This window comes from Streptomyces sp. NPDC029139, from assembly GCF_055564335.1.
The window spans coordinates 44359-64627 of sequence record NZ_JBVHWN010000019.1; the positions used below are offsets into that span (position 1 = coordinate 44359).

15 protein-coding genes and 1 other RNA gene are annotated in these 20269 nt (G+C 70.9%); 14 read left to right on the top strand and 2 right to left on the bottom strand.

All coding sequences use genetic code 11. The features are described 5' to 3' along the window. Window positions 1-132 precede the first annotated feature (132 nt). On the top strand, window positions 133-3819 hold the full coding sequence (locus ACZ4VW_RS30080) for a laminin G domain-containing protein (RefSeq protein ID WP_467967865.1): 3687 nt from the start codon (window positions 133-135) through the stop codon (window positions 3817-3819). Between the two features lie 758 nt (window positions 3820-4577). Continuing rightward, the gene (locus ACZ4VW_RS30085) at window positions 4578-5591 is read left to right on the top strand and encodes a hypothetical protein (protein WP_467967867.1); all 1014 of its coding nucleotides are present in this window, start codon (window positions 4578-4580) and stop codon (window positions 5589-5591) included. 75 nt (window positions 5592-5666) lie between these two features. On the opposite strand, the gene ACZ4VW_RS30090 is transcribed toward ACZ4VW_RS30085, so the two are convergent. Continuing rightward, the gene (locus ACZ4VW_RS30090; RefSeq protein ID WP_329119977.1) at window positions 5667-5852 is read right to left on the bottom strand and encodes a hypothetical protein; all 186 of its coding nucleotides are present in this window, start codon (window positions 5850-5852) and stop codon (window positions 5667-5669) included. Between the two features lie 255 nt (window positions 5853-6107). On the opposite strand from ACZ4VW_RS30090, the gene ftsE reads away from it, so the two are divergent. The 5 genes from ftsE to ssrA all read left to right on the top strand — a co-directional run bounded on the left by ftsE (window position 6108) and on the right by ssrA (window position 10071). Then, window positions 6108-6797 (top strand): cell division ATP-binding protein FtsE, encoded by a 690-nt coding sequence (gene ftsE, locus ACZ4VW_RS30095; RefSeq protein WP_355112516.1) that lies wholly within the window; start codon window positions 6108-6110, stop codon window positions 6795-6797. A gap of 21 nt (window positions 6798-6818) precedes the next feature. Further along, window positions 6819-7736, top strand: a complete 918-nt coding sequence (ftsX, locus tag ACZ4VW_RS30100; RefSeq protein WP_467967869.1) for a permease-like cell division protein FtsX — start codon at window positions 6819-6821, stop codon at window positions 7734-7736. A gap of 78 nt (window positions 7737-7814) precedes the next feature. After that, a complete protein-coding gene (locus ACZ4VW_RS30105) occupies window positions 7815-9008 on the top strand; it encodes a S41 family peptidase (protein WP_467967871.1) in 1194 nt (397 codons plus the stop codon). 18 nt (window positions 9009-9026) lie between these two features. Further along, the gene (gene smpB / locus ACZ4VW_RS30110; protein ID WP_467967873.1) at window positions 9027-9566 is read left to right on the top strand and encodes an SsrA-binding protein SmpB; all 540 of its coding nucleotides are present in this window, start codon (window positions 9027-9029) and stop codon (window positions 9564-9566) included. A gap of 112 nt (window positions 9567-9678) precedes the next feature. After that, window positions 9679-10071, top strand: a transfer-messenger RNA (tmRNA) gene (gene ssrA, locus ACZ4VW_RS30115). Window positions 10072-10155: 84 nt separating this feature from the next. Here ssrA and ACZ4VW_RS30120 read toward each other — a convergent pair. Next, window positions 10156-11457 carry an MFS transporter gene (locus ACZ4VW_RS30120; protein ID WP_467967875.1) on the bottom strand — a complete coding sequence of 434 codons (1302 nt, stop codon included), beginning with the start codon at window positions 11455-11457 and terminating at the stop codon, window positions 10156-10158. A gap of 82 nt (window positions 11458-11539) precedes the next feature. On the opposite strand from ACZ4VW_RS30120, the gene ACZ4VW_RS30125 reads away from it, so the two are divergent. From ACZ4VW_RS30125 to ACZ4VW_RS30155, 7 genes are all read left to right on the top strand, one after another. Continuing rightward, complete coding sequence (locus ACZ4VW_RS30125; RefSeq protein ID WP_467967877.1) at window positions 11540-12505, top strand: LysR family transcriptional regulator; 966 nt, start codon at window positions 11540-11542, stop codon at window positions 12503-12505. 275 nt (window positions 12506-12780) lie between these two features. Beyond that, window positions 12781-14148: a nitrate/nitrite transporter gene (locus ACZ4VW_RS30130; protein WP_467967879.1), complete on the top strand. Its 1368-nt coding sequence runs from the start codon at window positions 12781-12783 to the stop codon at window positions 14146-14148. A gap of 75 nt (window positions 14149-14223) precedes the next feature. Next, window positions 14224-15363 (top strand): uroporphyrinogen-III synthase, encoded by a 1140-nt coding sequence (locus tag ACZ4VW_RS30135; RefSeq protein WP_467967881.1) that lies wholly within the window; start codon window positions 14224-14226, stop codon window positions 15361-15363. 190 nt (window positions 15364-15553) lie between these two features. Continuing rightward, window positions 15554-16105, top strand: a complete 552-nt coding sequence (locus ACZ4VW_RS30140; RefSeq protein ID WP_467967883.1) for a CGNR zinc finger domain-containing protein — start codon at window positions 15554-15556, stop codon at window positions 16103-16105. A gap of 82 nt (window positions 16106-16187) precedes the next feature. After that, window positions 16188-16775, top strand: a complete 588-nt coding sequence (locus ACZ4VW_RS30145; protein ID WP_355112498.1) for a sigma-70 family RNA polymerase sigma factor — start codon at window positions 16188-16190, stop codon at window positions 16773-16775. Further along, a complete protein-coding gene (locus ACZ4VW_RS30150; RefSeq protein ID WP_467967885.1) occupies window positions 16772-17707 on the top strand; it encodes a zf-HC2 domain-containing protein in 936 nt (311 codons plus the stop codon). Before ACZ4VW_RS30145 ends, ACZ4VW_RS30150 begins: the two co-directional genes overlap by 4 nt. Window positions 17708-17769: 62 nt before the next feature. Next, entirely contained in the window at window positions 17770-20127 is a 2358-nt protein-coding gene (locus ACZ4VW_RS30155) for a HelD family protein (protein WP_467967887.1), read from the top strand. Window positions 20128-20269 lie beyond the last annotated feature (142 nt).

Genomic DNA, 20269 nt, shown 5'->3' on the forward strand with positions numbered 1-20269 from the left:
GCGTTAACTCACCACCGTTTATGCGGAAGTCGATCTCTTGGGGTGGGGTTTTTGATAAGGTTGGGGAGCTCTGCTGCCCGCGTACGCGCGAGACGTGGACGCGGCGGTACAGGCGCGACAGGGATCGCGCTGATGGCGCTGATAGCCACGTTGGTAGGCCCTGTCCAGAGCGTTGAGGCCGCTACGGCGGCAGCGGATTCCGCGGAGCCTACACAGGGGCAGAAGGCCCTGGCAGTCGCGAAAGAATCCGGCCAGCGAGTCGAGGTGACCGGGGAGCGTTCGGAACGGACGACGGTCTTCGCCAACCCGGACGGGTTCTCCTTCACGTTGGAGGAGTCGTCGGTTCCGGTTCGGGTGGCGAAGCCGGGTGGTGGCTGGCAGGCGCCGGACGCGACGCTGGTCCGGCGGTCGGACGGATCCGTCGGGCCGAGGGCGGCCGCGGCGCAGATGTCGTTCTCGCGTGGTGGGGAAGCCGATCCGCTGGTGTCGATAGCCGACAAGGGACGCTCCCTCGAACTGGCCTGGTCGGGCAAGCTGCCCGCGCCCGAGCTTGAAGGTACGAGCGCGCTGTACCGAGAGGTCCTGGCCGGCGTCGACCTGAAGGTCACGGCGACGGTCGAGGGCTTCCAGCACGTCCTGGTGGTGAAGACCCCGAAAGCGGCCGCGAACGCGAAGCTGAAGCGGCTGACGTTCGGGATGAAGACGAATGGGCTGTCGGTCCGTAAGAACGAGGCAGGCGCCCTCGCGGCGGTCGACGCCACCGGACAGACCGTCTTCCGCGCGCCGCCAGCACAGATGTGGGACTCGGCCGGGAAGAAGGTTGCCGCCGAGCGGCAGGAAAGGCAGAACAAGGCGACGGCGGAGCCGCCCGTACTGGTGAAGTCGCCGCAGACCGGTGCCGTACCACTGGCCCCGTCGCAGGCGTCGACGGTGCCGGGGGAGATCTCCGAAGCCGCGCCGTCCGGCTCGGGCCGTGAGCCGGGGCAGGGCGACAAGGTCGCCCTGATGGACGTACGCGTCTCCAAGAACGCTCTGTCGGTCGTGCCGGACGCCACGATGCTGACCTCCACCCCCGCCTCCGCGTTCCCGCTGTTCATCGATCCGACGGTGACGTGGGGCGAGTCGGAGCGGACGCTGCTGCGCTCCGACGGCTACGAGTCGTACGGCTGGGACAACGGCTCCGACGGCCTCGGCAAGGGTATGGGTAAGTGCGGTACCTGGAACGGCTACTACTGCGGCCCGGGTTATGTGCAGCGGCTGTACTTCGAGTTTTCGCCCGAGAGCCTGAAGGGCAAGCAGGTCCTGGACGCCACGTTCCGGGTGACCGAGCCGTGGGCGTTCCAGTGCGACCCGCGCTGGGTCGACCTGGTTCGTACGAACAACATCTCCTCCTCCACCACCTGGACCTCGCGGCCCGCGGAGCTGGACTGGATGGTCGACCGGCACGTCTCGGCCGGGCGGGGCTCGCTCTGTGACCCGGACTCCCCGGACGCGCCGATCGAGTTCAACGACAACCCGGAGGAGACCAACGAGAACCTCACCCCGACGGTGCGGGACTTCGCGGCGGGCAAGTTCTCCCGGCTCACGCTGGAGATCCGGGCGCAAGACGAGTCCGACACCTCGGCCTGGAAGCGCTTCAAGAACGACGCGGTGCTGGCCGTGGACTTCGTCGGCCTGCCCGACAAGCCGACGGGGATCGGCCTGGTGACCGGCTCGGGCACGGTGTGCTCGACGACCGAGTCCAACCCGTCGGTCGTCTCCGACCCCACTCCCGCGCTGACGGCGACGCCGCAGACCAAGCCGGGCGGCGAGAGCGGTGCCCAGTTGCGCATCGGTTTCGACGTCGACCACAAGAACGCCGACGCCACCTGGTCGGACACCACCGCCGGGAACGGCGACGTCCGCCCGTCCACCGGATACGCGGGAGACGGCGTCAAGCAGACCCTGTCCTGGTCGACCCTGACCGACGGCAAGCTGTACCGGTACCGGGCCTGGACGCAGTCGTTCTACAACGGCGGCGCCAGCCACCTGTCGGGGCCGTCGAACGCCTCGACGACCGGCTGGTGCTACTTCAAGGTCGACTCCACCGCGCCCAAGGCACCGGTGATCACGTTCGGCACTCCCTACACCAACTGCACGCCGAACCTGTGCGAGGCCAAGGGCGGGCCGGGACTGAAGGGCACGTTCTCCTTCAAGCCCGCCACCGGCGACACCAACATCGTGTCGTACCAGTACACGCTGACCGGCATGACCACCTGGCCGACGGTGACCGGCTCGAGCGCGACCGTCTCGCTCATCCCCGACCGTTCGGGGACGTACACGCTCTGGGCGCGTGCCAAGGACAGCGTGGGCCGTTACGGCGCGTGGAACGCGGTGGACTTCCTGGTCTCCGCGGGCTCGGGCCCGGTGGCCCGGTACCACTTCAACGAGGCAAGCGGCGTGGCGGTCGACTCGGCCACGGCCGGAACGACGCGGCACAATGCGACCCTCGCGACGAGCGCGGTGCGCAACGACCGGGGTCGGCGCGGACTGATCACGCATGACGCCGCAGGGGTGCCGCTGGCCACTCCGATCACCGACAAGGGCATGAGGCTGAACGGAACCACCGGCTACGCCTCCACCGCCGGTCCGGTCCTGGAGACACGGTCGTCGTACACGGTCTCGGCGTGGGCGTGGGTGGACCCGTCCTCGAACAAGACGGAAACCATCCTGTCCCAGACCGCGAACACGACCAGCCCGTACACCACCAAGTACAGCCCGTTCATCCTTTCCTATGAAGGCGGCAAGTGGAGCCTGCGTGTCTTCTCCACGGAGGGCACCTGGTCCCGGGAGGCCGAAACGCCCAACTACTACCCCAAGGGCACGTGGACTCATGTGGCGGGCGTGCACGACGTGACCGCCAAGAAGGTCCACCTGTACGTGAACGGCGTCCTGCAGGCGTCGGTGGGCGCCGGTACGACCTGGTCCGCCGACGGCAACATGGAAATCGGCCGGACGATCCTCGCCGACAACTACGTGGACAACTTCAACGGCTCCATTGACGAAGTGGCCGTCTGGCAACGCGCCCTGACGGACAAGGAGATCCGTGACGAGGCGAAGCTGCTGACGTCCGAGGGCTACGCGGGCCTGGAGCTGATCGCGGACTGGCAGGCTTCGCAGGGCAGCGGCACCACCGTCGCGGACACCACGTCCGGCTACGGCAAGAGCCTGACGCTGGAAGGAGGGGCCTCGCTGAACGGCGACGAGATCGTCCTGGACGGTGTCGACGACGCGGCGAGTGCGGACGGTCCGCTGGTGGACGACACGGGCGCGTTCACGGTGACCACGACCGTGGCGCTGGGGTCGGCGAAGCTGGTGTCGAAGCCCATCGGCTACACCGGCGCGGTGCTCAGCCAGAACGCCTCCGACGGCATGTCCTGGGGGTTCTGGTACGAGGTGACGGGCAAGAACACGGTGCTCGACGAGGAAACCCTCGAAGAGCGCACGGTCCCCGTGGGCATCTGGCACTTCGGCACCCGTAGCGCGGACGGCACATTCAGCTCCGTGGTCTCCGACGAAGTCGCCACTCTGGACAGCCCGGTGCGGCTGACCGGGGTGCACGACGCCGTCTCCGGGACCATCAGCCTCTACCTGGGTCACAACCAGAACGGTGACGCCAAGGCGTTCACGACCGTGCTCGCCGACTACGAATTCACCGTCGGCAAGAGGTATGCGGACTGGTCGTGGGACCACTACCTGCCGGCCAGGGTCGGCGAGGTGCGCCTGTTCGCAGGCGCCGCCGCCGGACCGGAGCAGATCAGCACACACATCGGGGACTGAGTCGAAACAGGGGTGGGCCGCGGTCATGACCGCGGCCCACCCCTTACTCATATCAACTCCGCGGGGGGGGGAAAAGGGCAGACATGTCCTTGGGCAGAGTCCGAGTCGGGGGAAGATCACTTCTCATGGCGAGGAGAGCGGCGGCCTCGGCCGTCCCAACCTGCACGCGCCGCAGGTCGGTCAGGTCACGGCGGTCGAAGTGCTCGGCGCGACGGCGTACACCGCCCAGGTCGGCACGAGCGACTTGGTGATCGGCACGGGCTTCACGTCGGGTGCCTGGAGGCACCACCTGTCGGACCGCACCGCCGGTGCAGCTGCGGGCAGGCGCCGTGGCGAACTCGGATCACATGGAGCTGACCGTGGGCGGCTGTCACCCACGGCTGCCGGCTGACGCTGTGTTGTGAACCTGTGGGCGGCGCTCGATCTGGCGCGGTTGTACGGCGGGGAGTGATTCGCGGGCGCAAGCGGAATCGGGCTTGTCGGGGCGCTTTGTCGACAAGGGAACTGGCGTGGCCGGGCCGGAACTTCCGCGTTTACGTCACAGTTGCATCCCCGCATGGCGGGCAACTCGTGATCTTTCCGGCATCGCACGCGCAACGACCTTGACGCGTATGCGGAAACTGGGGAGGGTGGCGCATGGCATGCGTATCTCTGGGGCGTGTGTGAACGGGGGCCGGTTGAGTGATCACGCCGCTCCCGATGCCCGTGGCCCCGAACGCAGCTCCATGACGAGATGAGCTACTGGGGGTAGCACGCACATGACGAAGAAGACGCGGGTCCGCGTTGCGCGCATAGCGGCCGGCGCGGTGATCGCCGCCGGCGCGTCCCTGACGGCGGCGGGTGCCGCGCAGGCCGTGGGGGTGACCTTCGGCGCCGAGGTGAACGACGGCACCGTCGAGGTCGAGGCCGGAATCACGGCCGGCGAAGGGGACACCGGCAACACGACCATCGGAACCACGGAGGGCACGTCGACGGGTACCTCCACGGGTACGTCGACGGGCACGTCCACCGGCACGTCGACCGGTACCTCCACGGGTACCTCGACCGGCACGTCCACCGGCACCACGGAGGGCACGTCGACCGGTACCTCCACGGGTACGTCGACGGGCACCTCGACCGGTACGTCGACGGGTACCTCGACCGGTACCTCCACGGGTACGTCGACCGGCACGTCCACGGGTACCTCGACCGGTACCTCCACGGGTACGTCGACCGGCACGTCCACGGGTACCTCGACCGGTACCTCCACGGGCACGTCCACCGGCACGTCCACCGGTACCTCCACGGGTACCTCCACCGGCACGTCGACGGGTACGTCGACCGGCACCTCCACGGGTACGTCCACCGGCACGTCGACGGGTACCTCCGCGGGTACCTCCACCGGCACCTCGACCGGCACCGGTAACAACGGTGGCGGCAACAACGGTGGCGGCAACAACGGTGGCGGCAACAACGCCGGCGGTAACAACGGCGGTGGCGACAACGGTGGTGGCAACAACGGTGGCTCGTCCACCGACGGTGGCTCCACCGGTGGCGACGACGCCAACACCTGCACCGTCGACCTCGACGGCGCCGAGTGCGTCGACAACAACCCGGGCCCGAACAACGCCGGTTCGCAGCCCGTCGAGCAGGGCAAGGCCAAGGAGGAGCTGGCCGAGACCGGCGCCGCCGAGACCTCGTTCCTGATCATCGGTGCCGCCACGATGATCGCCGGAGGCATCGGCTTCCGGATGCTCCCGCGTCTCGTCGCGGGTGGCCGCACGGCCGTCTGAGGCAGCTGAAGCACGCGGAGAGGGCCGGGGGGCGACCCCCGGCCCTCTCTCGTGTCCAGCCCGTTCGCGGAAGGTCTACGCGGTCTGCAGCGCCGCGAGCAGCGCCACCATCGCCACCAGGGCGATCACCAGTGTCAGCAGCATCGCCGGCGTCAGGCCCGTCGAGGGGTCGAGACGTTCCCGGTTAGCGCGGCAGACAGGGCAGCGGCCCTCTGCGACGGGGGCCGCGCAGTTGGCGCACACCAATCGGTCGTAGGTCATGCGCTCTCCTCTCCCGCGGGGGGTCCACACGGGTCCATACCGAGGACAACGCCCGGCCGTACCCGAGCGTTCCCCCTACCACTGTGCCAGCTCTCGGGCGTTTCGGCGCGCCCCGTCGGATTACACCCGGATCGCATCCGTTCCGCCCGGAGGGGCGAAAAGGATAAAGGACGCAAGCCGGGACCGCGACTGCGCGGCGCATCCCCGGTCGCGTAAGGTCGCGCACACCTACTCCCGGCCGACCGTGGTGCATCCGTGATCCGATTCGACAATGTGTCCAAGTCCTATCCGAAGCAGAACCGCCCCGCGCTTCGGGATGTCTCCCTGGAGATCGAGAAGGGGGAGTTCGTCTTCCTCGTCGGATCCTCCGGCTCCGGCAAGTCGACCTTCCTGCGGCTGATCCTGCGCGAGGAGCGCTGCAGCCAGGGCCAGGTGCACGTCCTCGGCAAGGACCTCGCCCGGCTCTCCAACTGGAAGGTGCCGCAGATGCGGCGCCAGCTCGGGACCGTCTTCCAGGACTTCCGGCTGCTGCCGAACAAGACCGTCGCCGAGAACGTGGCCTTCGCGCAGGAGGTCATCGGCAAGCCGCGCGGAGAGATCCGCAAGGCCGTGCCCCAGGTCCTCGACCTCGTCGGCCTCGGCGGCAAGGAGGACCGCATGCCGGGCGAGCTCTCCGGCGGTGAGCAGCAGCGCGTCGCCATCGCCCGGGCCTTCGTCAACCGGCCCATGCTGCTGATCGCCGACGAGCCCACCGGCAACCTCGACCCGCAGACCTCCGTCGGCATCATGAAGCTGCTCGACCGCATCAACAGGACAGGGACCACCGTCGTCATGGCGACCCACGACCAGAACATCGTCGACCAGATGCGCAAGCGCGTCATCGAGCTCGAAAAGGGCCGCCTCGTCCGCGACCAGGCGCGCGGCGTCTACGGATACCAGCACTGAGCAGGTAGGGGATAGAACACCATGCGCGCTCAGTTCGTGCTCTCCGAGATCGGCGTCGGACTCCGGCGCAATCTCACGATGACCTTCGCCGTCATCGTCTCCGTGGCCCTCTCGCTCGCCCTCTTCGGCGGCGCGCTGCTCATGCGCGAGCAGGTCAGCACGATGAAGGACTACTGGTACGACAAGGTCAACGTCTCCATCTTCCTCTGCAACAAGAACGACGCGGCCACGTCTCCCAAGTGCGCCAAGGGCGCGGTCACCGCGCAGCAGAAGGAGCAGATCGAGGCCGATCTGAAGAAGATGGACATCGTCGAGACCGTGCACCACGAGTCGACCGACGAGGCCTACAAGCACTACAAGGAGCAGTACAGCGACACCGCCATCGCGTCGGTCATCACGCCCGACCAGATGCAGGAGTCGTTCCGGGTCAAGCTCGACGACCCGGAGAAGTACAAGGTCGTCGCCACCGCCTTCGCCGGACGGGACGGGGTGGAGTCCGTCCAGGACCAGCGCGGCATCCTGCAGAACCTCTTCGACCTGATGAACGGCATGAACATCGCCGCCCTCGGCATCATGGGGCTGATGCTGATCATCGCGCTGATGCTGATCGTCAACACGGTGCGCGTCTCGGCCTTCAGCCGACGGCGTGAGACGGGCATCATGCGGCTGGTCGGCGCCTCCAGCTTCTACATCCAGATGCCGTTCATCATGGAGGCCGCCTTCGCCGGTCTCCTCGGCGGCGCCGTCGCCTGCGTGATGCTCCTGGTCGGCCGGTACTTCCTGATCGACCACGGCATCGCCCTCGCCGACAAGATGGAACTCGTCAACTTCATCGGCTGGGACGCGGTCTTCTCCGTGCTGCCGCTCGTCCTGGTCATCGGCCTGCTGATGCCGGCGCTTGCCGCCTTCGTGGCGCTGCGCAAGTACCTCAAGGTGTGAGAAGAGCCCTTCGAGTGCTCCAGGCGCCGTGCGGTCAACCACCGTACGGCGCCTTTCGCTTGTCCTAGAGTGGGCGCCATGCCGGTGGGCCCCGGGTCCCGACCCGACCTCTGTCTCCGGCCCCGCGGAGTCCTCCGTGGGGCCGCTTTGACGTTGGTCTTCGCCGGAGTGCTCGCCACCGCCGCCGCCACCGGGGCCCTGCCCCGGCAGGAGAGCGCCGCCGTGAAGCGCGAACAGCCGAGCCCGCGGCGCGACACGGTCGACCGGGGCGCCCTCGCCCGCGCCGCCGCCGACGCCATGGCCGACGGCAAGTCCGGCAAGCAGGCCGCCGAGGAGTTCGTCAGCCGCAGCGGCGACCGCTGGGGCGCCGTCTACGGCCCGGCCGAGTACGCGGAGTTCGAGCAGGCGCTGGACGGCTCGTACACCGGCGTCGGGCTCTCCGCCCGGAAGGCGGCGCGGGGGCGCATCGAGATCTCCCGCGTCCAGGCCGGCGGACCCGCCGCGAAGGCCGGGCTGCGGGCCGGCGACCGCCTGCTCGGCGTCGACGGGCGTTCCGTCGACGGGCTCTCCGTGTCGCGCGTCGTCGCCCTGCTGCGCGGCGACGGCCACGCCCGGGCGGGCTCCACCGTCGCCCTCCGCGTGGAGCGCGGAGGGACCGCCTGGACCGAGACCCTGTGCCGGGCCCGGCTCGCCACCGAGGACGTCACGGTGCGCCGCCTCGACGACCGGACGGTACTGATCAAGGTGAGCGCCTTCACCAAGGGCGTGGGCGAGCGGGTCCGCGGGGCGGTACGGGACGCCCCGGCCGGTGCCGGCGTCCTGCTGGACCTGCGGGGCAACGCCGGGGGCCTGGTCTCCGAGGCCGCCGTCGCCGCCTCCGCCTTCCTCGACGGCGGTCTGGTCGCCACGTACGACGTCGACGGCGAGCAGCGCGCCCTGTACGCCCAGAGCGGCGGGGACACCGACCGGCCCGTCGTCGCGCTGGTCGACGGCGGCACCATGAGCGCCGCCGAGCTGCTCACCGGCGCCCTGCAGGACCGCGGCCGGGCGATCACCGTCGGGTCCCGCACCTTCGGCAAGGGCGCGGTGCAGATGCCGAGCACCCTGCCCGACGGCTCCGTCGCCGAGCTCACCGTCGGCCACTACCGCACGCCCTCCGGGCACGGCGTCGACGGCCGGGGCATCACCCCGGACCTGGTCGTCGGTGACAGGGGCGAGCGGGCCGAGGAGCGGGCGAGAACGGTATTGAGTGGCCTCGGAGGGGGCTCGTAGTGCGAAAATGGCCGCACTATGGCAAAGGGACTCGTGAACGTGCAGGGCAAGCCTGCCAAGAAGAAGGACGCCGAGAAGGGTCCTGAGCGCAAGATCATCGCGCAGAACAAGAAGGCGCGCCACGACTACCACATCGTCGACACCTACGAGTGCGGTGTGGTGCTCATGGGCACCGAGGTGAAGTCGCTCCGGATGGGCCGGGCGTCGCTCGTCGACGGCTTCGTCCAGATCGACGGGCACGAGGCGTGGCTGCACAACATCCACGTCCCGGAGTACTTCCAGGGCAGCTGGACCAACCACGCGGCGAAGCGGAAGCGGAAGCTGCTGCTGCACCGCGAGGAGATCGACAAGCTGGAGGCCAAGTCGCAGGAGACGGGGCACACGATCGTGCCTCTCGCCCTGTACTTCCTGAACGGCCGCGTCAAGGTCGAGATCGCGCTCGCCAAGGGCAAGAAGGAGTACGACAAGCGGCAGACGCTGCGCGAGAAGCAGGACACGCGGGAGACGAACCGCGCGATCGCGGCGGCGAAGCGGCGCCAGCGGGCCGCTCAGGTCTGACCGGCCTCCCGGGCCGGCCGGGCCCGCGGGAATACGCTGGCAACGGCACCCGTTGTTCACGTACGATGGGCCCCGCACCTCGACAGCGGGTGCGTCTTTGAAAAATCAACATGGGGATGATCGGTTTCGACAGCGGATGTCGAAGCAGGGGAAGCGTGTCGAGGAAGCGGCAATGATCTCGTAAACCATATGTCGCAACCAATAATCGCCAACTCCAAGAGCGATAACTCCCGCTTCGCCCTCGCTGCCTAATTTTAGGTAACGAGCAGAAGCCTCTGTGAGGAGCGTCAGCCCGGGGATGGTCCCGACCCGGATCCTGGCGTCATCAAGGGATCTAAACCTCTAGCCCCGGTCACGGGGGCCTGAGGGAAATCAAACAGTGACTGAGCCCGTCGGAGACTTGTCCGCGTGATCTCCGGGGCTGAGAAACTCGTAGCGGACTGCACACGGAGAAGCCCTGATTCTGCACCGTTGGACGCGGGTTCGATTCCCGCCATCTCCACCGAGCGTCCGAGGGGGCATGCCCCGCCCGGACACCTCATCCCATGTGGGCGAAGGCCCGGTAGTCGTCACGACTGCCGGGCCTTCGTCATGCCGCACGCCGGGAGGGCGCCTGCGAGCCGCTGCGCAGGACCCGGCTGGCGGTCCGGCGGTCCGGCCGGGCCGCCGCGCACAGGGCGAAGGCCAGACCCGCCGCCATGACCGGTATCAGAAAGCCGTACGTCGTCGTCGGGGCGTGCTCGACCGTCCAGCCGCCCGCGGCCGAGCCGGCCGCGACACCGCCGAGGAGCGCGGTCACCGCCAGCGTCATGCCCTCGTTGAGCCGGCCCGCCGGGGTCACGCCCTGGATCAGCGCCATGCCCGTGACCATCGTCGGGGCGGTCGCCACGCCCGCCGCCAGCAGCCCGCCCGCGAGGGCGAGGAGCGAGCCGGTCGAGGCGCCGATCAGAGGCAGGCACATCAGGACGGTCATGGCCGCCAGACAGGTGCGCAGCCGGGCCGTGCGCCGGGCGCGGCCGTAGAGCAGGCCCGCCGCGCAGGAGCCCGCGGCCTGGAGGGCGAGGACCGGGCCCGCCACCGGGCCGTCCACGTGCGCCAGCGTGACGACCTCCATCGCGCCGAAGACCGCGCCCGTGGCCAGGAACACCCCGAGCAGAGGAGCCAGGCCGGTGAGGCGCAGCAGCGAGCCCGCCGAGGCGGTGGAGCGGGGCGCGACCGGCGGTTCGGTGGAGCGCTGGGCCGCGAAGAGGAGAACGCCGGTGAGCAGCAGGATCGCCCCGACGAGGGTGCCGGCCTCGGGGAACAGCGCCGAGCAGAGGAACGCGGCGAGGACCGGGCCGAGCATGAAGCAGAGCTCGTCGGCGGCCTGCTCGAAAGCGTTGGCGGTGTGCAGGGACTCCGGGTCGTCGCGGAAGAGGTGGGCCCAGCGGGCGCGGGACATGCCTCCGGTGTTGGGGCAGGTGGACGTCGCGGCGTAGGCGACGAAGAGCGTCCAGGCCGGTGCCCGGTGGTGGACGCACAGCAGGACCGCCAGCGACCCGAGCGCGGCGACCGCGGTGGCGGGGACGGCGACCCGCGCCTGCCCGTACCGGTCGACGAGCCGCGCCGTCCACGGCCCGACGACCGCCATGGCCGCCAGGCCCGTGGCGGTGACGGCGCCGGCGAGGGCGTACGAGCCGTACGCCCCGGCGATCATGATCACCGCGCTGACGCTGAACATGCCCATGGGCAGCCGGGCCAGCAGGTTGCCGAGGGTGAAGGCCCGGGTGCCCGGTATGGCGAAGAGCCGCAGGTAGGGGTTGGCGGGAGCGGAGACCGGGGTGCGGGGGTCGCGGTAGCGCGGGGCGAGCGCCGGGCCCGCGGGGGTGAGCGTCAGATCGTGGTGCGGCATGGGGAAAGCCTCGGGGGAGCGGCCCCGAGTGGTCCAACACCTACTCCATGGCCATTCACGCGTCTGCGTTGTTGAATGCGGGGTGGCCACTTCGTACGACATCGACCCACGGCTCCTGCGCGCCTTCACCGCCGTCGCCGAGGAACTGCACTTCACCCGCGCCGCCGCCCGGCTCTACGTGGCGCAGCAGGCGCTCAGCCGCGACGTCCGCCGCCTGGAGCGCGAGCTCGGCGCGGACCTGTTCGTGCGGACCACCCGGCAGGTGACGCTCACCCCGGACGGCGAACGCCTCCTCCCTTACGCGCGCCGGGTCCTGGCCGCCTGCGACGAGCTCACCGACGCGTTCCGGACGAACCACCGGCCGCTGCTCGTCGACCTCAACAGCGTGGGTCTCTTCCACTGCCGCGTCCTGGAGCGGGCGCGCGAACTCGTTCCCGAACCGGAGCTGATGGCCCGCTTCGAGAGCGGGCTGACCGGGGCCGCCGCGCAGATCCTCGCCGGCACGCTGGACGTCTCCTTCGGCCGGTACGGCGGGCTCCCGCCGGGCACGCGGGCACGGCTGGACACGCAGTTCGTACGGTACGAGCCGATGGCGGTGCTGCTGCCCGAGGGCCATCCGCTGGCGGGGCTGCCCTCCGTCCCGCTGGCCGCGCTCGCGGGCGAGACCGTCTACGCGGGCGCGGGCAACGAGCGCACGGGGGAGTGGACCGACCTGGCCACCCGGCTCTTCGCCGGGCGGGGCATCGCGGTCGCACCGCCGGCGCCCATGGCGGTGGGGAAGGAGGAGTTCCACCGGATCATGGCCAAACTCGGCACCCCGGTCCTCGCGGCCGTCGACTTCCCGCCGATGCCAGGCAGCGTGCTGCGGCCCCTCGTCGACCCCGTGCCGCTCTCCCCGGTCAGCATGGTGTGGCGCAAGGGCCTGCGTCACCCCGGCCTGGACGCGCTGCGCGCGGCGGCGACGGAGATCGGCGCACGGGAGGGCTGGCTGCGGCGCCCCGAGGGAGCCTGGCTGCCCGAGGGAGAGCCGGGCCTGCCGCCCGCCTGAGCCGGCGGCCCCGGGCCCGCCCGGCCCGGCGGCCCTCCGTCCGCCCCGTCGGCGGCCCTGAATCCGCCCCGCCCGGCGGACATGAATCCGTCCGGCCCGGCGGCCCGAGTGCCTCCCGCGCCCCCGGCGCTCACACCGGGCGGGTGCGCCGGGTGAGAGCAAGGTTCCGTACGTGTCACTTCCCGCCACCGGCCTGAAACGCTGCCGCTCTAGCGTCTCCGGCAAGAGGTCCAGAGCATCTGGACGCTCGGGACCCGACACCGTGGAGGTACGTGATGGGCGGCCGGTGGATCGAACGGTGGGAGCCGGAGGACGAGACCTTCTGGCGTGAACAAGGAGAGCGGATCGCCCGGCGGAATCTTCTCTTCTCCGTGTTCTCCGAGCACATCGGCTTCTCCATCTGGAGCCTGTGGTCGGTCATGGTCCTGTTCATGGGACCGCAGTACGGCATCGACCCGGCGGGGAAGTTCTTCCTGATCGCGACCGCCACCTTCGTCGGCGCGCTCATCCGGATCCCGTACACCTTCGTCGTCGCCCGGTTCGGCGGCCGGAACTGGACGATCGTCAGCGCGCTGCTGCTCCTCCTGCCGACCGGGCTGGCCTACGCGGTGATGGAGCCGGGCACCTCGTACAGCACCTTCCTGCTGGTGGCCGCGCTCACCGGCGTCGGCGGTGGCAACTTCGCCTCCTCCATGACCAACATCAACGCCTTCTTCCCGCTGCGGAAGAAGGGCTGGGCCCTCGGCCTCAACGCCGGCGGCGGCAACATCGGCGTCCCCGTCGTCCAGCTCGTCGGCCTGCTCGTCATCGGCACCGCCGGCGCCCTGCACCCGCGGATCGTCCTGGGCGTCTACATCCCGCTCATCATCGTCGCCGCCGTGTGCTCCGCGCTCTTCATGGACAACCTCGCGCCGGTGAAGAACGACACCGGGGCGGTCAAGGAGGCCGTGGCGGCGAAGCACACCTGGATCATGGCCTTCCTCTACATCGGCACCTTCGGGTCCTTCATCGGCTACAGCTTCGCCTTCGGCCTGGTCCTGCAGACCCAGTTCGGCCGGACCCCGCTCCAGGCGGCCTCGCTCACCTTCATCGGACCGCTGCTCGGCTCGCTGATCCGGCCCATCGGCGGCTCGCTCGCCGACAAGTACGGCGGCGCCCGCATCACCCTGGGCAACTTCGCCGGCATGGCGGTGGCGACCAGCGTCGTGATCTACGCCTCCGTCATCGAGTCGCTCGCCGTCTTCCTGGTCGGCTTCATCGTGCTCTTCGTCCTGACGGGCCTCGGCAACGGCTCCACGTACAAGATGATCCCCGCGATCTTCCTCGCGCAGGGCCACCGCAAGGGCCTGACGGGCGAGGAGGCGGAGGCGTACGGCCGCAGGCTCTCCGGGGCCTCCATGGGCCTGATCGGCGCCGTGGGCGCGCTCGGCGGGCTCGGCATCAACCTCGCCTTCCGGCAGTCCTTCCAGACGGCCGGCACCGGCACCGCGGCCTTCGTCTCCTTCCTCGCCTTCTACGCCGCCTGCATGGTCGTGACCTGGGCGGTATACCTTCGCCGCCCGCCGGTCGTACCGGACACGGCGGAGGGCGCGGCAGGTGCGTCGGGCGAGACGTCGCCGCGGCTCGGCTACGCCGAGGTGTGATCCGGAGTGGTCCGTAACGGCCAGGAAATACCGGCGAACCGAGTCTGTCACGCATCCCCGTCAGGCTCAGTCGTCATGTACGAGCAAGAGCAGGGTCCCCTCGCGGGGTTCACCGTCGGAGTCACGGCGGCGCGGCGCGCGGACGAGCTGAGCGCGCTCCTTCGCCGCCGTGGCGCGGCCGTGGTCCACGGCCCGGCACTCCGGATCGTGCCGCTCGCGGACGACACGGAACTGCTCGCCGCCACCAAGGAACTGATCGACCACGCCCCGGACGTCGTCGTCGCCACCACGGCGATCGGCTTCCGCGGCTGGGTGGAGGCGGCGGACGGCTGGGGTTACGGCGAGGAGCTCCTCGGCTGCCTGCGGGGCGTGGAACTCCTCGCCCGCGGCCCCAAGGTCAAGGGCGCGGTGCGGGCGGCGGGGCTCACCGAGTCGTGGTCCCCGTCGTCCGAGTCCATGGCCGAGGTCCTCGACCGGCTGCTGGCCGAGGGGGTGACCGGGCGGCGGATCGCCCTCCAGCTGCACGGGGAGCCCCTTCCCGGGTTCGTGGAGGCGCTGACGGCGGGCGGTGCCGAGGTCGTCGGCGTACCGGTCTACCGGTGGATGCCGCCGGAGGACATCGGGCCGCTGGACCGGCTGCTCGACGGGGTGCTGGCAGGCACCCTGGACGCGGTGACCTTCACCAGCGCACCGGCCGCCGCGTCCCTGCTGACCCGGGCGCAGGACAGGGGCGTGCTGCCGGAGCTCCTCGCGGCGCTGCGGCAGGAGGTGCTCTCCGTGTGCGTGGGGCCGGTGACGGCGCTGCCGCTCCAGGCGCACGGCATCGACACGCTGCAGCCCGAGCGCTTCCGGCTCGGACCGCTGGTGCAGCTGCTCTGCCAGGAACTGCCCTCCCGGGCCCGCACGCTCCCGGTGGCCGGCCACCGCGTCGAGATCCGCGGCCACGCGGTCCTCGTCGACGGCCGGCTGCACCCGGTCCCGCCTGCCGGGATGGCGCTGCTCGACACCCTGGCCAGGCGACCGGGCTGGGTCGTCTCCCGCGCCGACCTGCTGCGCGCGCTCCCGGGCGCCGGCCGCGACGAGCACGCCGTGGAGACGGCGATGGCCCGGCTGCGGACGGCCCTCGGGACTCCGAAGCTGATCCAGACGGTGGTCAAGCGGGGCTACCGGCTGGCGCTGGACCCGGTGGCGGACACGAAGTACGCGGACGAGTAGGGAACGGGGGCCCGAGCCCCCTCCCGGCGGGCCCGCCACCTGTTCCGGCGGATCCTCCACGGCGATCCGCCGCCGCGATCCGCCGCCGAGGGGCTGGATCCGCCGCCGAGGGGCTAGTCGGCGGCGGGTTCGAGGGGCACTCTGGTCGGGCGCCCGACCAGCCCCCCGACCGCGAGGTGGTGACAGGGTCATGACCGTACGGTTCGATGCCGGGCGGATCTGCCTGGATCTGGCCGCCCAGCCGCTCGACCGCACCCAGGCGCTCGACGCCTTCCTGCGCACCACCGGCCTCGTCCCGGCCGCCACCCCACTGCGCGCCCTCGACGCCCACTGGCTCGTCCGCTTCCGCGAACTGCGCGAGTGCGTCGTGGAGTTGGTGAGTGCCCAGCTCGACGGCCGCCGGGCCGACCCCGCCCTGGAGCGGCTCAACGAGCTCGCCGCCGCCTCCGCCCCACCCGCGCCTCGCGCCGTCCGCACGGAAGGCGGGGCGCTCGTACGGACGTTGTGCGACGAACCCGACTGCCGCGCGCTGCTCGCCGCCGTCGCACGGGACGCCGTCGACCTCCTCACGGACCCGGCCGCCCGCGCCCTCCTCAGACGGTGTGAGGGCGACAACTGCGCCCGCTGCTACCTCGATACGTCGCGCGGACGCCGCCGGCGCTGGTGCTCCAGCGGGACCTGCGGTAACCGTGAGCGGGTTGCCCGACATCGGGCAGCCCGGCGCGGGATCGTGACCGTCTGAAAAAACCTCGCGCACCATTGAGAAGAACCCGCCCCCGCCGCGTACCTCTGAGCGACAACAAGGTCTCGACCGGGAGGTTCAGGTGCGCAAGGATGCGGCCGTGGCCGATGACCGTCCGCATCGGGCCCGGCATCGCAGCGAGGTGTCACGCTTCCGACTCGACGTCCCCGACGAGGAGTTGATGCGTGCCCTCTACCGCGAACACGCCGGACCCCTGCTCGCCTATGTACTGCGCCTCGTCGCCGGCGACCGCCAGCGCGCCGAGGACGTCGTGCAGGAGACGCTCATTCGTGCCTGGAAGAACGCCGGCCGGCTCAACCGGGCGACCGGCTCCGTCCGACCTTGGCTGGTGACGGTCGCCCGGCGCATCGTCATCGACGGCCACCGAAGCCGGCAGGCCCGGCCGCAGGAGGTGGATCCGTCACCGCTCGAGGTCCTGCCCGCGGAGGACGAGATCGACAAGGCGCTGTGGCTGATGACGCTCTCTGACGCGCTCGACGATTTGACCCCCGCCCACCGGGAAGTGTTGGTCGAGACCTACTTCAAGGGGCGTACGGTCAACGAGGCGGCCGAGACGCTCGGCATACCCGCCGGGACCGTGCGTTCCCGGGTGTTCTACGCACTGCGTTCGATGAAGCTCGCGCTGGAGGAGAGGGGGGTATCGGCATGACGTACGGCATGACACCGCCGCACGACGCCGCGGGTGCGTACGTACTCGGCATCCTGGACGACGCCGACGCCGCCGCCTTCGAGGCGCACCTCGTCGGCTGCGACCTCTGCACCGCGCACGTGGAGGAGTTCGCCGGGATGGAGCCGATGCTGGCCCTGCTGGCCGACGCCGGCCCACCGACGGGCGCCACCGGCGACGTGTACGGCTCCGAGGCGGACGCCGACGCCGGGACCGTCCGGGCCCGGGACGCGTTCACCGGACGTGCGGGCACGGACCCGTACGCCGACGACGTCTTCGACGCCTTCGCGCCCCGGCCGCCCGCCCCGCCCGGCCCGCGCCGCGTCCGCGTGGCACGCGACACCTCCGCCCGCGACACCTCCGAGCCCCGGCCCCCGCTCCTCGACCGGCTCATCGACGAGGTCGGCACCCAGCGGGCGCGCTCCCGCCGCCGGACCCTCGCGCTCGTCGCGGCCGCCGCCGTCCTCGTCGTCGGCGGCCCCGCCGTCGCCGTCGTCGCCACCTCCGGCGGAGGCAAGGAGAACCGGGCGATCGACCCGCACCCCACCAGCCCCGCCGAGGACGCCTTCTTCCAACACATGGAGGAGAAGATCCGGGCGACCGACGCCACGACCAAGGTCAGCGCCACCGTCGGCATGGAGAAGAAGGGCTGGGGCACCCACGCCGTCCTCGAACTCAAGAACGTCAAGGGCCCCCTCAAGTGCCGGCTCGTCGCCGTCTCCAAGAGCGGAGACGAGGAGGTCGTCACCTCCTGGGCCGTGCCGGAATGGGGGTACGGCATCCCCGACGCCCCCCAGGAGAGCGCCAAGAACCCGCTGTACGTGCACGGCGGAGCGGCCATGGAGCGCGACGACATCGACCGTTTCGAGGTCCGGACCTTCGACGGCGAACGCCTCGTGGAGGTGGACGCCTGACATTTCGGCCCCCTGTGGCGTACGCTCGACGGCTGCCCAGTGCACGTCAGAAGGGGGCCTTAGTGGCCGCGCAGGAAGCCGTGGACACCCTGGACACGGTCCGGGACCGTGAGATCGGTGTCGAGCAGGAACATCTGGATCAGGTCTACCGCCGTCTCGAGGAGAAGATCCGCGAGGCGGAGTTCCTGATGAACGACGCCGCCCAGCGCGGTCAGGTCGGCACGCCCGGCGCGCTCGCCGAGCGCGACGCCCAGGTGTTCCGGGCCGGTATCCACCTCAACCGGCTCAACAACGAGTTCGAGGACTTCCTCTTCGGCCGGATCGACCTGCTGTACGGCAAGGACGGCACGAAGGGCCCCGACGGTGCCTACACCTCCGTCGAGCCCGCCGAGGACGCCGTACGGCCCGACAACACGGCCGAGATCGGGGAAACCCTCCACATCGGCCGGATCGGCGTCCTCGACTCCGACTACGCGCCGCTCGTCATCGACTGGCGCGCCCCCGCGGCCGCGCCCTTCTACCGCTCCACCCCGGTCGACCCCGGCCGGGTGGTGCGCCGCCGCGTCATCCGTTCCAAGGGCCGCAAGGTCCTCGGCGTCGAGGACGACCTGATGCGCCCGGAGCTGAAGGCCACGCTCGGCGGACGCGAGCTGCCGGTGATCGGCGACGGCGCCCTGATGGCCGCGCTCGGTCAGGCCCGCAGCCACACCATGCGCGACATCGTCTCCTCCATCCAGGCCGAGCAGGACCTGGTCATCCGCGCGCCCGCCGCCTCCGTCACGTACGTCGAGGGCGGACCGGGCACCGGAAAGACGGCGGTCGCCCTGCACCGCGCGGCCTATCTGCTCTACCAGGACCGGCGGCGCTACGCGGGCGGCATCCTCATCGTCTCCCCGACCCCGCTGCTCGTCTCCTACACGGAGGGCGTCCTGCCCTCGCTCGGCGAGGAGGGCCAGGTCGCCATCCGCGCACTCGGGTCACTCGCCCAGGACGCGGTCGGGGCCGAGGCCACCACGTACGACGAGCCGGCCGTGGCCCGCGTCAAGGGCTCCTCCCGCATGGTCGCCGTCCTGCGCAAGGCGGCCCGCGGAGCCCTGGAGACCCCCGCGCCGAAGGCCCAGGCCCAGCTCGCCCTGGGGGACGACGAGGCCGCTCCGGCGCCGGCCGGCACCCCCACCCGCCTCCGGGTCGTCGCCTTCGGCCGCCGGATCGAGCTGGAGGCCGACGAGCTCCAGCGCATCCGGCACACCGTGCTCGGCGGCTCCGCGCCCGTCAACCTGCTGCGCCCGCGCGCCCGCCGCCTGCTGCTCGACGCGCTGTACGCCAAGTCCGGCGCCGTCGGCCGGCACAGCGACCCCGAGCTCGCCGCCGAGCTGCGCTCCTCCTTCGACGAGGACGTCTCCACCGAGGACTCGTTCCTCTCCTTCCTCGACGCCTGGTGGCCCGAGCTCACCCCGCGGCAGGTCCTCGACGCGATGGCCGACGAGAAGCGCCTCGGCCGCTGGGCCCGGCGCATCCTCAACCCGGGCGAGGTCCGCCGCGTCGCCCGCTCCCTGCGCCGTGACGCGCTCTCGGTGCACGACGTGGCGCTCCTCGACGAGCTGCACAGCCTCCTCGGCGCCCCGGCCCGGCCCCGCAAGAAGCGGGAGTACGACCCGCTGGACCAGCTGACGGGGCTGGAGGAGCTGATGCCCGTACGGGAGGAGACGCAGTGGGAGCGGGCCGAACGGCTCGCGGCCGAGCGCACCGAGTACGCGCACGTCATCGTCGACGAGGCCCAGGACCTCACCCCCATGCAGTGGCGGATGGTCGGGCGGCGCGGCCGGCACGCGACCTGGACGATCGTGGGCGACCCGGCACAGTCCTCCTGGTCGACGCCCGACGAGGCCGCCGAGGCCCGGGACGAGGCGCTCGGCAGCCGCCCCCGGCGCCGCTTCGAGCTGACCGTGAACTACCGCAACCCCGCCGAGATCGCCGAGCTGGCGGCCAAGGTGCTCGCCCTCGCCATGCCCGGCAGCACGTCTCCGCGCGCGGTCCGGTCGACGGGCGTGGAACCGCGTTTCGTGTCCGTGGCCGAGAAGGCCGATCTGGCCGAAACCGTACGGAACGAGGCGCGCCGGCTGCTCGAACGGGTGGACGGCACCGTCGGTGTCGTGGTTGCCATGAACCGGCGCGAGCAGGCCGCCCGCTGGCTGGCCGAGCTCGGCGACCGGGTGGTGGCGCTGGGCTCGCTGGAGGCCAAGGGCCTGGAGTACGACGCCACGGTGGTGGTCTCGCCTGCGGAGATCGCGGACGAGTCGCCGGCCGGCCTGCGGGTGCTGTACGTGGCGCTGACCCGCGCCACGCAGCAGCTCACGGTGGTGTCGGGGGCCCGTGACGTGCCTGACGCGGACGGAGTCCCCGACCTGCTCAGGGACTGATTTCCGGTCAACCTGCGTCGCAGGAATCACTTGCCAGAGTGGTTTGTTAGCCTGTCTATGGCACCGGCTCGATCCAAGCCCCCGGGCCCAACCTTCGTCCCTCAGAGGGACCACTTGCCGCGAGGCGAGCATGGCGGGTCGG

Bases quoted from the DNA above. Each gene is read 5' to 3' on its own strand.
- ACZ4VW_RS30085 (WP_467967867.1), top strand. From the start codon at position 4,578: ATGACGAAGAAGACGCGGGTCCGCGTTGCGCGCATAGCGGCCGGCGCG.
- ACZ4VW_RS30090 (WP_329119977.1), bottom strand. From the start codon at position 5,852: ATGACCTACGACCGATTGGTGTGCGCCAACTGCGCGGCCCCCGTCGCA.
- ACZ4VW_RS30105 (WP_467967871.1), top strand. From the start codon at position 7,815: ATGCCGGTGGGCCCCGGGTCCCGACCCGACCTCTGTCTCCGGCCCCGC.
- ACZ4VW_RS30080 (WP_467967865.1), top strand. From the start codon at position 133: ATGGCGCTGATAGCCACGTTGGTAGGCCCTGTCCAGAGCGTTGAGGCC.
- smpB (WP_467967873.1), top strand. From the start codon at position 9,027: ATGGCAAAGGGACTCGTGAACGTGCAGGGCAAGCCTGCCAAGAAGAAG.
- ACZ4VW_RS30130 (WP_467967879.1), top strand. From the start codon at position 12,781: ATGGGCGGCCGGTGGATCGAACGGTGGGAGCCGGAGGACGAGACCTTC.
- ACZ4VW_RS30135 (WP_467967881.1), top strand. From the start codon at position 14,224: ATGTACGAGCAAGAGCAGGGTCCCCTCGCGGGGTTCACCGTCGGAGTC.
- ACZ4VW_RS30120 (WP_467967875.1), bottom strand. From the start codon at position 11,457: ATGCCGCACCACGATCTGACGCTCACCCCCGCGGGCCCGGCGCTCGCC.
- ftsX (WP_467967869.1), top strand. From the start codon at position 6,819: ATGCGCGCTCAGTTCGTGCTCTCCGAGATCGGCGTCGGACTCCGGCGC.
- ACZ4VW_RS30150 (WP_467967885.1), top strand. From the start codon at position 16,772: ATGACGTACGGCATGACACCGCCGCACGACGCCGCGGGTGCGTACGTA.
- ACZ4VW_RS30140 (WP_467967883.1), top strand. From the start codon at position 15,554: ATGACCGTACGGTTCGATGCCGGGCGGATCTGCCTGGATCTGGCCGCC.